The organism is Neisseria polysaccharea, assembly GCF_963392925.1.
Lineage (GTDB): Bacteria > Pseudomonadota > Gammaproteobacteria > Burkholderiales > Neisseriaceae > Neisseria > Neisseria polysaccharea.
Genome location: NZ_CAUJNZ010000001.1, coordinates 1 through 14,362, shown reverse-complemented (window position 1 = coordinate 14,362; position 14,362 = coordinate 1). Strand labels below are relative to the sequence as shown.

Sequence of the window (14,362 nt, the reverse complement as noted above, 5' to 3'; positions counted from 1 at the left end):
TCTATGATTTATCAAAGAAACTTCATCAAAGAACTCTCTTTTACCGCCGTCGGCATTTTCGTCGTCCTCTTGGCGGTGTTGGTCTCCACTCAGGCAATCAACCTGCTCGGCCGAGCCGCCGACGGGCGCGTCGCCATCGATGCCGTGTTGGCATTGGTCGGTTTCTGGGTTATCGGCATGACGCCGCTTTTGCTGGTTTTGACTGCGTTCATCAGCACGCTGACCGTGTTGACCCGCTACTGGCGCGACAGCGAAATGTCGGTCTGGCTCTCCTGCGGGCTGGCGTTGAAACAGTGGATACGCCCCGTCATGCAGTTTGCCGTGCCGTTTGCCCTGCTGATTGCCGTCATGCAGCTTTGGGTCATGCCGTGGGCGGAACTGCGCAGCCGTGAATACGCCGAAATCCTCAAGCAGAAACAAGAATTGTCCATGGTGGAAGCAGGCGAGTTCAACAGCCTGGGCAAGCGCAACGGCAGGGTTTACTTCGTCGAAACCTTCGACACCGAATCAGGCATCATGAAAAACCTGTTCCTGCGCGAACAGGACAAAAACGGCAACGACAACATTATCTTCGCCAAAGAAGGCAATTTCTCGCTGAACGACAACAAGCGCACGCTCGACCTGCACGACGGCTACCGTTACAGCGGCACGCCCGGCAAAGCCGATTACAACCGCGTTTCCTTCCAACACCTCAGCCTGATTATCAGCACCACGCCCAAACTCATCGACCCTGTTTCCCACCGCCGCACCATTCCGACCGCCCAATTAATCGGCAGCAGCAACCCCCAACACCGGGCGGAATTGATGTGGCGCATCTCGCTGACCGTTAGCGTCCTCCTGCTCTGCCTGCTTGCCGTGCCGCTTTCCTATTTCAATCCGCGCAGCGGCCACACCTACAACATCCTGATTGCCATCGGTTTGTTTTTAATTTACCAAAACGGGCTGACCCTGCTTTTTGAAGCCGTGGAAGACGGCAAAATCCATTTTTGGCTCGGACTGCTGCCTATGCACATCATCATGTTCGTCATCGCAATCGTACTTCTGCGCGTCCGCAGTATGCCCGGCCAACCCTTCTGGCGGGCGGTTGGCAAAAGTCTGACATTGAAAGGCGGAAAATGAACCTGATTTCACGTTACATCATCCGCCAAATGGCGGTTATGGCGGTTTACGCCCTCCTTGCCTTCCTCGCTTTGTACAGCTTTTTTGAAATCATCAACGAAGTCGGCAATCTTGGAAAAGGCAGCTATAACGGCGCAAAATTGGGGCAGTATGTTTTAATGCAGATGCCCGCACACGCCTACGAACTCATGCCCCTCGCCGTTCTCATCGGCGGACTGGTTTCCCTCAGCCAGCTTGCCGCCGGCAGCGAACTGACTGTCATCAAAGCCAGCGGCATGAGCACCAAAAAGCTGCTGTTGATCCTGTCGCAGTTCGGTTTGATTTTCGCCATTGCCACCGCCGCGCTCGGCGAATGGATTGCCCCCGCGCTGAGCCAAAAAGCCGAAAACATCAAAGCCGCCGCCATCAACGGCAAAATCAGTGCCGGCAATACCGGCCTTTGGCTGAAAGAAAAAAACAGCATTATCAATGTGCGCGAAATGTTGCCCGACCATACGCTTTTGGGCATCAAAATTTGGCAGCGCAACGATAAAAACGAACTGACCCAAGCAGCGGAAGCCGAATCAGCCGTTTTGAATACCGACGGCAGCTGGCAGCTGAAAAATATCCGCCGCAGTATATTGGGCGAAGACAAAGTCGAAGTCTCCACCGCTGCCGAAGAAAGCTGGCCGATTTCCGTCAAACGCAACCTGATGGACGTATTGCTCGTCAAACCCGACCAAATGTCCGTCGGCGAGCTGACCACCTACATCCGCCACCTCCAAAACAACAGCCAAAACACCCAAATCTACGCCATCGCGTGGTGGCGCAAACTCGTTTACCCCGTCGCCGCTTGGGTCATGGCTCTCGTCGCCTTCGCCTTCACCCCGCAAACCACCCGCCACGGCAATATGGGCTTGAAACTCTTCGGCGGCATCTGTCTCGGATTGCTGTTCCACTTTGCCGGCAGGCTCTTCGGGTTTGCCGGCCAGTTGTACGGCGTGCCGCCCTTCCTCGCCGGCATCCTGCCCACCGCCCTGTTTGCCCTACTTGCCGTCCGGTTGATACGCAAACAGGAAAAACGTTGAACAAATGCCGTCTGAACCTCTCTTCAGACGGCATTTGTTTTCATTGGCACATTCCCACAGACAGATAGCCGTTCCCTATTACACAGCCTGTCATAACAGTTCCATTTTTGTTAAAACTAGTCTATGATAGCGGTGCAAATATTGTTTACAATATTTAACGCAAGTCATTTGCAACCGGATAAAAGAAAAACAGAAAAAGGAACAAAGAGATGTTAGAAGCCTATCGTAAAGCCGCCGCCGAGCGTGCCGCCCTCGGCATTCCCGCCCTCCCTTTGAACGCGCAGCAAACCGCCGATTTGGTCGAGCTGCTGAAAAACCCGCCCGCAGGCGAAGGCGGATTTTTGGTCGAATTGCTTGCCCACCGCGTGCCGCCCGGCGTGGACGATGCCGCCAAAGTCAAAGCCTCATTCCTGGCTGCCGTTGCCGAAGGCAGCGCATCCAGCCCCTTGATTTCCCCCGAATATGCGACCGAACTGTTGGGCACGATGCTCGGCGGTTACAATATCCACGCCTTAATCGAACTCTTGGACAACGACAAACTCGCGCCCATTGCCGCCAAAGGCCTGAAACATACGCTTCTGATGTTCGATTCTTTCCACGACGTTCAGGAAAAAGCCGAAAAAGGCAACAAATACGCGCAGGAAGTTTTGCAATCTTGGGCAGATGCCGAATGGTTCACCTCCCGTGCCAAAGTTCCCGAAAAAATCACCGTTACCGTCTTCAAAGTTGACGGCGAAACCAATACAGACGACCTCTCTCCCGCGCCCGACGCATGGAGTCGTCCCGATATTCCGTTGCACGCGCTGGCCATGCTGAAAAACCCGCGCGACGGCATCAATCCCGACAAACCGGGCGAAGTCGGCCCGATTAAATTGTTGGAAGAACTCAAAGCCAAAGGCTATCCGGTTGCTTACGTTGGCGACGTGGTCGGTACCGGTTCTTCACGCAAATCCGCGACCAACTCTGTCATTTGGCATACCGGCGAAGACATTCCGTTCGTGCCGAACAAACGCTTCGGCGGCGTGTGCTTGGGCGGCAAAATCGCGCCGATTTTCTTCAACACTCAAGAAGACTCCGGCGCGCTGCCGATTGAAGTCGATGTTTCCGCGCTGAAAATGGGCGATGTCGTCGATATCCTGCCTTATGAAGGCAAAATCGTGAAAAACGGCGAAACCGTTGCCGAATTCAACCTGAAATCACAAGTATTACTGGACGAAGTGCAAGCTGGCGGCCGTATTAACCTGATTATCGGCCGAGGTCTAACCGCCAAAGCGCGCGAAGCCCTGAAACTGCCTGCCTCTACTGCATTCCGCCTGCCACAAGCACCTGCCGAAAGCAAAGCCGGTTTCACCTTGGCACAAAAAATGGTCGGCCGCGCCTGCGGCCTGCCCGAAGGGCAAGGCGTGCGCCCGGGTACTTACTGCGAACCGCGTATGACGACGGTCGGCTCGCAAGACACCACCGGTCCGATGACCCGTGACGAGTTGAAAGACTTGGCTTGCTTGGGCTTCTCAGCCGATATGGTGATGCAGTCTTTCTGCCACACCGCCGCCTATCCGAAACCTGTCGATGTAAAAACCCATAAAGAACTGCCCGCCTTTATTTCCACCCGTGGCGGCGTGTCCCTGCGTCCGGGCGACGGTGTCATCCACTCGTGGCTCAACCGCCTGCTGCTGCCCGATACCGTCGGCACCGGCGGCGACAGCCACACCCGTTTCCCCATCGGTATTTCCTTCCCCGCAGGTTCAGGCTTGGTCGCTTTTGCCGCCGCAACGGGCGTAATGCCGCTCGATATGCCCGAGTCCGTATTGGTACGCTTCAGCGGCAAACTGCAACCGGGCGTAACCCTGCGCGATTTGGTGAACGCCATCCCGCTTTACGCGATTAAACAAGGTTTGCTGACCGTTGCCAAAGCCGGTAAGAAAAACATCTTCTCCGGCCGCATTCTCGAAATCGAAGGCCTGCCTGATTTGAAAGTGGAACAAGCCTTTGAATTGACCGATGCGTCTGCCGAACGCTCCGCTGCAGGTTGTACTGTGAAGCTCAACAAAGATCCGATTATCGAGTACATGAAATCCAACATTGTGTTGATGAAAAACATGATTGCCAACGGCTATCAAGATCCGCGCACTTTGGAACGCCGTATCAAAGCCATGGAAGCATGGTTGGCAAATCCTGAATTGCTCGAAGCGGATAAAGATGCCGAATACGCCGCCGTGATTGAAATCAACATGGACGACATTAAAGAGCCGATTATTGCTTGTCCGAACGACCCCGACGACGTATGTTTCATGTCCGAACGTTCCGGCACCAAAATCGACGAAGTGTTCATCGGTTCGTGCATGACCAACATCGGCCACTTCCGCGCTGCTTCCAAACTCTTGGAAGGCAAGAGCGACATCCCCGTCCGCTTGTGGGTAGCACCGCCGACCAAAATGGACGCGAAAGAGTTGTCCGACGAAGGCCACTACGGCGTACTCGGCCGCGCCGGCGCGCGTATGGAAATGCCGGGTTGTTCATTGTGTATGGGCAACCAAGCCCAAGTGCACGAAGGCGCGACCGTCATGTCCACTTCCACCCGCAACTTCCCGAACCGCTTGGGTAAAAACACCTTCGTTTACCTCGGCTCGGCAGAATTGGCGGCGATTTGCTCCAAACTGGGTAAAATCCCGACCGTTGAAGAATATCAAGCCAATATCGGCATCATCAACGAACAAGGCGACCAAATCTACCGTTACATGAACTTCAACGAAATCGACAGCTACAACGAAGTAGCCGAAACCGTGAATGTTTAACCGGAGCAACCCCGTGATATAAGGGGTTGGCACCCATGCCGTCTGAAAGTTTTTCAGACGGCATTATAATATTCTGCCAATCTCCCCTTTTAACGGGCAGTATAATGTAATCCTCCCCATCCGCCATACAAGGCAGACGATAATATGAACCTGAAAAACCGCCACTTCTTGAAACTCTTAGACTTCACGCCGGAAGAAATCACCGCCTACCTCGACCTTGCCGCCGAATTGAAAGCCGCCAAAAAGGCAGGGTGCGAAGTGCAGCGGATGAAAGGGAAAAACATCGCCCTGATTTTTGAAAAAACATCCACGCGCACACGCTGCGCATTTGAAGTCGCCGCACGCGATCAAGGCGCGGGTGCAACCTATCTGGAACCGTCTGCCAGCCAAATCGGGCACAAAGAAAGCATCAAAGACACGGCGCGCGTCTTGGGCAGGATGTACGATGCCATCGAATATCGCGGCTTCGGTCAGGAAATTGTTGAAGAATTGGCAAAATATGCGGGCGTACCCGTGTTCAACGGGCTGACCAACGAGTTCCATCCCACACAAATGCTTGCCGACGCACTGACTATGCGCGAACATAGCAGCAAACCTCTGAACCAAACCGCGTTTGCCTACGTCGGCGACGCGCGTTACAACATGGGCAATTCCCTGCTGATTTTAGGGGCAAAATTGGGAATGGACGTGCGTATCGGAGCACCGGAAAGCCTGTGGCCGTCTGAAGGCATTATCGCCGCCGCACACGCCGCCGCCAAAGAAACCGGCGCAAAAATTACCCTGACCGAAAACGCGCATGAAGCCGTCAAAGGTGTCGGTTTCATTCATACTGACGTATGGGTCAGCATGGGCGAGCCGAAAGAAGTCTGGCAGGAACGCATCGATTTGCTGAAAGATTACCGCGTTACCCCCGAACTGATGGCGGCATCGGGCAATCCGCAGGTCAAATTCATGCACTGCCTGCCCGCCTTTCACAACCGAGAAACCAAAGTCGGCGAATGGATTTACGAAACCTTCGGCTTAAACGGCGTAGAAGTAACGGAAGAAGTATTCGAAAGCCCTGCCAGCATCGTGTTCGACCAAGCGGAAAACCGTATGCACACGATTAAAGCGGTAATGGTCGCGGCTCTGGGCGACTGACAGAACTGTACCTGTTTAAATTCATCCGCAACACAGATGCCGTCTGAACACGATGTTCAGACGGCATCCATATAAAAACTGCCTACACGATGTGTAGGCAGTCCCGTTTGAAAACAATCAGTTTTTGTCTTGGTCAACCAATTTGTTGGCAGTAATCCAAGGCATCATGGCACGCAGTTGTGCGCCGACTTTTTCAACTTGGTGGTCGGCATTCAAACGGCGGCGGGCAGTCATAGATGCGTAGTTGACATTACCTTCTTGGATAAACATTTTCGCATATTCGCCGGTTTGGATGCGTTTCAGGGCGTTACGCATGGCTTCTTTGCTCGATGCATTTACTACTTCGGGACCGGTAACATATTCGCCGTACTCTGCATTGTTGGAAATAGAATAGTTCATGTTCGCAATACCGCCTTCGAAGATTAAGTCGACGATTAATTTCATTTCGTGCAGACATTCGAAGTAAGCCATTTCAGGTGCATAACCGGCTTCAGTCAAAGTTTCAAAACCGGCCTTAATCAATTCGACCACACCACCGCACAACACCGCTTGCTCGCCGAACAGGTCAGTTTCGGTTTCCTCGCGGAAAGTGGTCTCAATCACGCCACCTTTGGTACCGCCATTGGCAGCCGCATAAGACAGGGCAATATCTTTAGCTTTGCCGGAATTGTCTTGGTAAACGGCGATCAATGAAGGAACACCGCCGCCGCGTTTATATTCGCTGCGTACAGTATGACCCGGTCCTTTAGGAGCAACCATAATAACATCCAAATCAGAACGGGGAACAATTTGGTTGTAATGTACGTTAAAACCGTGCGCAAAAGCCAAGGTTGCACCCTGTTTCAAGTTGGCGGCAACTTCGGCATGATAAACGGCAGGCATGGTTTCGTCAGGCAGCAGCAGCATAACGACATCGGCTTCTTTGGTCGCTTCAGCAACAGTTTTGACGACATGGCCGGCTGCTTCGGCTTTTTTCCAAGAAGAGCCTTGGCGCAGACCGATCACCACGTTTACACCCGAATCTTTCAGGTTGGCGGCATGGGCATGACCTTGCGAACCGTAACCGATGATGGCAACGGTTTTGCCTTTAATCAGAGACAGGTCGGCATCTTTATCGTAATAAACTTGCATTTGATTTCCTTTGAATAAAATGAGTTCCGGCTTTGTGTTGAGAATGCCGGACGGTTAGATTGAGGGTAAAGGGTTAAACGGGGATATCTTCCATCAAAACAATTTCGAGCGCATCGGTTTTGCCGTCGATGGCTTTAACGAAACCTTGAAAATGTTCGCTGGCATTGTGCGCATCGATGGCAGCCTGAGATTTCCAGTTTTCAACGAAAACGAAACGGTTTGGCTTGCCGATTTCCTGATGCAGGTCGTAGCTGATGTTGCCTTCTTCCGCGCGGCTGGCTTTGACCAGGCTTTGGAACAAGGGTTTCAGCGTTTCCGTGTATTCGGGTTTAACAGTAACCAGTGCGACGATTTTAATGTTTGACATCAATCTCTCCTCCCGCTTTGTTTTTCAGACGGCATATTGCCGTCTGAAAAACGGCGGTATTAAATTTTCAAGATACGCTCGCCGCGGCCGATGCCGGCTGCGCCTGTACGTACGGTTTCCAGAATCTGAGCGCGTCCGACAGTTTCGAGGAAAGAGTCGAGTTTGTCGGTTGAGCCTGTGATTTCGATGGTGTAGCTACGGTCGGTTACATCGATGATGCTGCCACGGTAGATTTCTGTCAGGCGTAAAAATTCGTCGCGGTCTTTGCCAACGGCGCGGACTTTTACCAGCATCAATTCGCGTTCGACAAAACGACTTTCGTTCAAATCGACCACTTTAATCACTTCAATCAATTTATTGAGTTGCTTGGTGATTTGTTCGATGACCTGCTCATCGCCGTGGGTAACGATGGTCATACGGGACAGGGTTTTGTCTTCGGTCGGCGCAACCGCCAAAGAATCGATATTGTAATCGCGTGCAGAGAACAAACCGACCACGCGGCTCATCGCACCTGATTCGTTTTCAATCAGAACAGATAAGATATGTCGCATTTGTCTCTCCTTACGCCTTTTCGTCCGCACGCATATGCGGCGGAAGTACCATTTCGTCCAAACCTTTGCCGTTGCCGACCATGGGCATCACATTCTGTTTCTGGTCGGTCAGGAAGTCGATAAACACCAGCCTGTCTTTTTGGTTCAATGCTTCCAACAACGCACCTTCCACATCAGACTTCTTGTCCACGCGGATACCGATATGGCCGTATGCCTCGGCAAGTTTGACGAAATCGGGCAAAGAATCGAAATAGGTTTCCGACTCTCGACCGCCGTAATATATTTCCTGCCACTGGCGTACCATACCAAGATAACCGTTGTTCAGCGTAATGACGTTAACCGGAATCCGATATTGGAAACAGGTGGACAGCTCTTGGATGTTCATCTGGATCGAGCCGTCGCCGGTAATACAGAATACGTCTTGATCCGGGGCGGCAAGTTTTGCACCAATCGCATAAGGCAGACCCACGCCCATCGTACCCAAACCGCCGGAATTGAGCCATTGGCGCGGACGTTCGAAGGGATAATATTGAGCCGCAAACATTTGATGCTGCCCTACATCCGATGTGATGATTGCCGAATTGCCGGTAATCTCGGCAAGCTTCTGAATCACATATTGGGGCTTGATAATTTCGCTGCCGTTGTCAAACCACAAGCAATCGCGGGAACGCCATTCCTCTATGGTTTTCCACCATTTGCCCAAAGCATCTTCAGACGGCACGGACTCTTGTTTTTGCCACAGCGCAACCATCTCGGACAAAACGTTTTTCACGTCGCCGACAATCGGAATGTCCACCTTCACGCGTTTGGCGATGCTGGAAGGATCGACATCGATATGGATAACCTTCTTCGCCTTCTCGAAAAATTTGGACGGTACGGAAACCACACGGTCGTCAAAACGCGCACCTACGGCAAGAACGACATCCGCATTCTGCATGGCAAGGTTTGCCTCGTAAGTACCGTGCATACCGAGCATACCGAGGAATTGGCGGTCGCTGGAAGGATAAGCACCCAAGCCCATCAGCGTACCCGTGCACGGAGCACCCGTCATTCGGACAAATCGGGTCAGCTCTTCAGAAGCATTACCCAACACCACGCCGCCGCCAAAATAGACGACCGGACGTTTGGCAGATGCCAACATCTGCACGGCCTTTTTAATCTGACCGATATGCCCTTGAACAACCGGTTGATACGAACGGATAAAAATATCTTCCTGATGATAGCTGAATTTCGCCATCGCCTGCGTAACATCTTTCGGGACATCAACCACCACGGGTCCCGGTCGGCCGCTTGCGGCAATTTGGAACGCCTTTTTAATGGTTTCCGCCAACTCATTGATGTCCGTAACCAGGAAATTGTGTTTGACGCACGGACGGGTAATACCCACCGTATCAACTTCTTGGAACGCATCCGTACCAATCAGGGAATTGCCTACCTGTCCGCTGATGACCACCATCGGAATCGAATCCGTATAGGCAGTAGCAATACCGGTCAGTGCATTGGTAACGCCCGGGCCGGATGTAACCAATGCCACGCCCACCTTACCGCTGACGCGCGCATACGCATCTGCCGCGTGTACTGCCGCCTGCTCATGGCGGGTAAGAATGTGTTTGAATTTATTGAGTTGGAACAGGGCATCGTAGATTTCGATAACCGCACCGCCGGGATAACCGAAAACGTACTCGACATCTTCGGCTTTGAGACTCTGCACTATGATTTGTGCGCCTGATAACTGCATAACGACCTCTTTTATACGGTTTCAAACCAATAGGGACAAACCGCTTTGCCACAGCACCTGTAATGCAATTCCACCAAGCAGCGATTTAGGGTACGCGCATTGGAAGAACACAGCAACAGACGGATTATCCAATCAATTGGAAAGAAACACAGAGTTTGTGAAAAAGAGTAGAAACGATAACGCAAACCGACAGTTCAATCAAGAAAAATCTTTCATCTTTTAATATTTTTTGAAGATGGAGATATTATTGATTGATTTTAAAAGAATAAAATCAGGAGTACCTTTTTTGAAAGATGGAAATTGTTGACAGTTTATACAGGAGGGGCAGATGTGAAAAATCCTTCTTCGGTATCAAGAATTTTAAAATTTACAGGGTTTCATCCCAATAAAGACTCGGAATATTGATTGAACTTGATTTTATTTTTGATATATCAAAAATATTCCCAACCATACTTCCTGAAAATGGCTCATTGCACCGGACTGTATTGGGCGGCATTGACAGAACCAAGAGGGCTAACAACAACTTAAGATATTGATTGTATTTAATCTTATCTATTTCATTAAACAGTAATAGACAAAAAAATAACCGCTCTAAAAGCGGCAGGATCTCTCTCGAAATGAAAGCATATCACACTGATTTAAATATATTTTATTTTTAGGAAAATCAATAATACCGTAAAAAATACCGTAAATTTGTCAAAGTCAAAATTTTTCAGGGGCGGTTTGTGGCATTTCTGCCAAGCTGTAAAATATGGGCACATTGTAACATCGGCAATCATGCGCCGCCGCCCCGTATAAAAAAACAGTATATATATAAAAATCACTTGTTACCGTTGTTACTCTTGTTACCGCTTCGCAACATTATGATTTTAATATTTCTTTTTGCGTTTTTCGGTAACAAGTCGGTAACAACTGTAACAACTCTTTCCCCGTTTTCCGCCTATTTTTTGGCTTTTCCCGTGCCGTGATAGCCTTTTTCTTTCGTCTCCCTGCTCTCGATAGCGTAAAAAAGCCGCCTTTCGGCGGCTGTTTCGGTTTAGGCGGTTTCGGCTGCTGCCCATTGTCTTTTTTGCCTGCTTAGGATGATGCGGCTGTTTTTGGCTTTGTCTAAGGCGTTCAGGGTCTTTATCAGGCTTGTTGTTGTGATGTCCTGCGCGTGATAGCCTGAATATAACAGCCTGATTAAACTGTCTGCATATTGCGGCAATGGCGTTTCCTGCTTCTCCCATCTTGCTACGGTTTGGCGGTCTGCTCCGATAAATGCCCCCACGTCGCTTTGGCTCATTCCTGTTTGTTGGCGTAAAAATCTAAACTCTTTCGCGCTTAACGGGCGCGGCTGGCTGATTAGATTCAGGGCGATTTGTCCGTCCAATTCTTCGGCTGCTTCTATGCTGACAGCTTCCCCGTATGGTGTCTGCTCCACGGTGTAACCGTTGCTTAAATAAATGTTGTCCAGTCCTGACATTGTATAGTGATACATGGCTAATCCCTGTCGTCGGTATTAATAACGGTAACAATGATTGCATCGGGTCTTTGAGGCGATATAGCGGCAACTACGTCATAATTTGTACCTGCGGCATAGTGGCTAATCCTACATTCATAGGTTTGATGCGCGGTATTATGAAAGGCTGGGCGCGTTGATGTGCCTGCTAAAAGACACTGCACCACCATAAGGCGGGATATTTCGCGCTGCTGCATTCTTTCTATTGCGTGCTGGGTATAAAGGATTTTGCCGCTTGCCGCCGCTTGGCGTATCTGCCTGATAATTTCCTGTTTCGTCATCTCTCCCCCTTGCAATGTATCATTATGATACATTGCCGTTTAATGCGTTGTAAAGCAGTATGACAAAGCTGCCTTCGGCGGCTCTCTGTATCAATCAAGTTCTAGCGGCTCAATGATTAAATAATGGCGTATCGGCTTCTTGTTCACTTTGATTTGGTGCTGGTAGCCGTTTTTGGACGGCTTCAAGCGTCCTTTTTCCGATAGTACCTTACACACGGTATGAATCGGGAACGATTGGGCGATTTCTTCTCTAAACACCAGCGGCAGGATGTAAAACTCGTCATTGCCGCCAACCTGCACTTTAAAGCCTGCATGCCCTTTGCCTTTACCTCCTGTCATGGTGTATGGCGCGTCTCTTTCGCTCCACGACAGGAAGCGCGGGGAATCGGCATATTGTGCGATAAAGTCGTCCAACTGGCTGCATATCGCTTCTGCTTCGCGGTCTCCTGTGCCGTTCTCTTCCAGCCATTCGTGAAAGCACTGCATAACCGCCGCCCCGCCTGTCTTTAATCCTGTGATGGGCGCGGCATATTCTAAAACGGCGGCTAAAAGGGTAAAACGGCGGGCTATCCTCCGTGCCTGCCCTTCCATAGGCGGCAAGGCTTCAAGGTATCGGGCGCGTGTTGCTTCTATGGTTTCGGCGGCGGCTTCTTTGCCGTCTGAAAGGATTTGGCGGATAAGGGCGCGCCCTGCCGTGCCGTATTTCTTGGCGGCTGCCCTGTTGATATGCTCCGACAGTTTCGCGCCGTCTGTGAAGCCGTGCAGCGTGTCGTATATGCCGTGTTTGGCTTCTGCCTGTATATCGGGCAATCGGGCGCGGTTGCCTGCCTTCCATTGGGCGCGGTCTCCGATTAGGCTTTCGGGGTTGGTTTCGCCCGTTGAGAGTATCAAATTGCGCCATGTCTTTTGTTTGCGGTTGCCGCCGTCTTTCGCGCCCTGTGTTTTCGATATGCCGTTAATCACGCTGTAAACCATTTGGGGGATTCTTCGCGGGTCTGCGGTCTGTCCGATTTCGTCCAGTGCTAAAAAGCCGTCGTTACGCGCTAAGGCGGCATTCTGCAAACCTAATGCGGTAGTGTCCCAGTTGCTTTTTGTGGCTTCATAGCTGCCCCATACGCTTAATGCAAGGTTGGCGGCTGTGGTTTTGCCTTTGGACGAACTGCCTGCCAAGTGTACGCCGCCGCCCTCTTCGTGCAGCAGTGCCAAGAACGGCGCGGCAAGGCTTAAGCCCAATGCAAGGCATAGGCGGCTGTTGCCCTCTGCGTATCGGGCGGCTTCCTGCCGCCATTCTTCAAGGCTGCCCGATTCCGTATAGCCCTCCCTTTGGCTGGTGTCTCCGTTATAGATGATGGCGGGGCCTTTGTCGGTTGCCGTGATGGTTTCCCCGCTAGGCATGATATAGGTGTCTTTGTGCCAGCCTGCGCGGTCGGTAATGGTGTAAATATCGCCGCTGCCCTGTGTCTGCAAATAGTCGGAAAGCCGCTCACGCTTAACCCTGCCCGATAAGACAGCCAAGCCGTAAGACTGCAAACGCTGCCAGCCTTGAACTGTACCGATTTCCGATTGCGGGATGGCGGCGGTTTTGGTTCGGTGCGTGTTGGTGTCCTGCCAGCGTATCACGCGGTAATATGCGCCGTCGTTGTCCGTGCCCCTGCCTATGATGTCGATAGGGGATGAGAGTTTTACCGGCGTGGCTTCCTGCGTGTTGCCCTCCCTGTCGGTCTTAACGCCGATATACCACACGCCCGAACTGTCCACGTCGTAGCGCGGCTGTGCAAACGGCGCGGCAAATTCCGACATATCGCCCAACGGGGCGGCTTCTTCTGCGAAATTCGGCTTTACTTCTTTACACATAGTGTTAAAATCTCCTGTATGGGTTTGGTTGCCTTTCGCAGTTTTCCGCGTTTGGTTTCCGCTTGATAAATAATCCATTGCCGCCTACAAATGCCGCCTGTTTTTCAGACGGCATTTTTTACGCCTTGCCGCTGCGTTTGCGGTCGTTCAATTCGTCCAGCGCGTCATAGCCCGCCGTGCCGCTTATCCAGTATCGGACGGCTATTCCGCCGCTTTGGGCGCGTTTTGCCAGGCTTAATGCCGCCGTTTCCCCTACGGGGCGCGGTGCGTCGTGGTCTGCGATAACGGCAAGCTCTTTAATGCCGTCTGAAAGCTCCAGCCGCTTCATGCCGTTTGCGCTTAGGGAGGCGCATAAGCCCCAATCATGGGCGTTGAACAGCTCACGCGCGGCTAAGGCGGTTTCTATGCCCTCCGCTACCATCAGCCGCCCGTTTTCAGGGACGGGGAACAGGTAAACCGCCCCGCCCGTCATTGCGCCCTGTTTGCGGCTTCGCATTTTCTTGGCGGGCAAGGCTTCGCCCGTTTGGGGGTGCTTAATCCGCGCTTTGGCAAAGCCGCCGCCCCGTTGTGCTTCCAGATAGGTAATGTGCAAACCGCAAACAGTGCCGCCGCGTGTGGAAGCCGCTATTGCCGCGTGGAAACGCCCGATGAACAGCGGTTTGCCGTCCTCTCCCTGCGTCCAATATTCCATGCCTGCATGATGGCGGATGTTTTCGGGAAGGTATGCCGCGTTTAAGCCGCGTGATGTCCAATACTGGACAACGGGGCAATCGGGCGTTAACGGCTCTGCTTCGTCCCACAATGCGGCAAGTTTGCCG

General features: G+C 51.8%; 12 protein-coding genes. 4 read left to right on the top strand and 8 right to left on the bottom strand.

All coding sequences use genetic code 11. The annotated features are described in order from the left end of the window. Positions 1 to 3 precede the first annotated feature (3 nt). The 4 genes from lptF to RDY34_RS00045 all read left to right on the top strand — a co-directional run bounded on the left by lptF (position 4) and on the right by RDY34_RS00045 (position 6,121). On the top strand, positions 4 to 1,119 hold the full coding sequence (gene lptF / locus RDY34_RS00060; protein ID WP_308074150.1) for an LPS export ABC transporter permease LptF: 1,116 nt from the start codon (positions 4 to 6) through the stop codon (positions 1,117 to 1,119). Beyond that, positions 1,116 to 2,186 (top strand): LPS export ABC transporter permease LptG, encoded by a 1,071-nt coding sequence (lptG, locus tag RDY34_RS00055; RefSeq protein ID WP_115437532.1) that lies wholly within the window; start codon positions 1,116 to 1,118, stop codon positions 2,184 to 2,186. The genes lptF and lptG overlap by 4 nt, the downstream gene beginning before the upstream one ends. A gap of 209 nt (positions 2,187 to 2,395) precedes the next feature. After that, on the top strand, positions 2,396 to 4,981 hold the full coding sequence (gene acnB / locus RDY34_RS00050) for a bifunctional aconitate hydratase 2/2-methylisocitrate dehydratase (protein WP_115437533.1): 2,586 nt from the start codon (positions 2,396 to 2,398) through the stop codon (positions 4,979 to 4,981). Between the two features lie 144 nt (positions 4,982 to 5,125). Next, entirely contained in the window at positions 5,126 to 6,121 is a 996-nt protein-coding gene (locus RDY34_RS00045) for an ornithine carbamoyltransferase (RefSeq protein ID WP_003754438.1), read from the top strand. A gap of 117 nt (positions 6,122 to 6,238) precedes the next feature. On the opposite strand, the gene ilvC is transcribed toward RDY34_RS00045, so the two are convergent. The 8 genes from ilvC to RDY34_RS00005 all read right to left on the bottom strand — a co-directional run. Further along, on the bottom strand, positions 6,239 to 7,252 hold the full coding sequence (gene ilvC, locus RDY34_RS00040; RefSeq protein ID WP_308075228.1) for a ketol-acid reductoisomerase: 1,014 nt from the start codon (positions 7,250 to 7,252) through the stop codon (positions 6,239 to 6,241). A 73-nt stretch (positions 7,253 to 7,325) separates the two neighbouring features. Further along, positions 7,326 to 7,619: a putative quinol monooxygenase gene (locus RDY34_RS00035; protein WP_107819372.1), complete on the bottom strand. Its 294-nt coding sequence runs from the start codon at positions 7,617 to 7,619 to the stop codon at positions 7,326 to 7,328. Positions 7,620 to 7,678: 59 nt separating this feature from the next. Continuing rightward, on the bottom strand, positions 7,679 to 8,170 hold the full coding sequence (gene ilvN, locus RDY34_RS00030) for an acetolactate synthase small subunit (RefSeq protein WP_308074145.1): 492 nt from the start codon (positions 8,168 to 8,170) through the stop codon (positions 7,679 to 7,681). 10 nt (positions 8,171 to 8,180) lie between these two features. Then, positions 8,181 to 9,908, bottom strand: coding sequence for a biosynthetic-type acetolactate synthase large subunit (gene ilvB / locus RDY34_RS00025; RefSeq protein WP_308074144.1), 1,728 nt, complete (start codon positions 9,906 to 9,908; stop codon positions 8,181 to 8,183). Positions 9,909 to 10,944: 1,036 nt separating this feature from the next. Further along, on the bottom strand, positions 10,945 to 11,388 hold the full coding sequence (locus tag RDY34_RS00020) for a helix-turn-helix domain-containing protein (RefSeq protein WP_308074143.1): 444 nt from the start codon (positions 11,386 to 11,388) through the stop codon (positions 10,945 to 10,947). Between the two features lie 2 nt (positions 11,389 to 11,390). Further along, positions 11,391 to 11,723 (bottom strand): DUF4258 domain-containing protein, encoded by a 333-nt coding sequence (locus RDY34_RS00015; protein ID WP_308074142.1) that lies wholly within the window; start codon positions 11,721 to 11,723, stop codon positions 11,391 to 11,393. 57 nt (positions 11,724 to 11,780) lie between these two features. Then, positions 11,781 to 13,544 (bottom strand): DUF927 domain-containing protein, encoded by a 1,764-nt coding sequence (locus RDY34_RS00010; protein ID WP_308074141.1) that lies wholly within the window; start codon positions 13,542 to 13,544, stop codon positions 11,781 to 11,783. 118 nt (positions 13,545 to 13,662) lie between these two features. After that, positions 13,663 to 14,362, bottom strand: a 700-nt coding sequence (locus RDY34_RS00005) for a DUF7146 domain-containing protein (RefSeq protein ID WP_308184438.1), incomplete at its 5' end; no start/stop codon positions are given.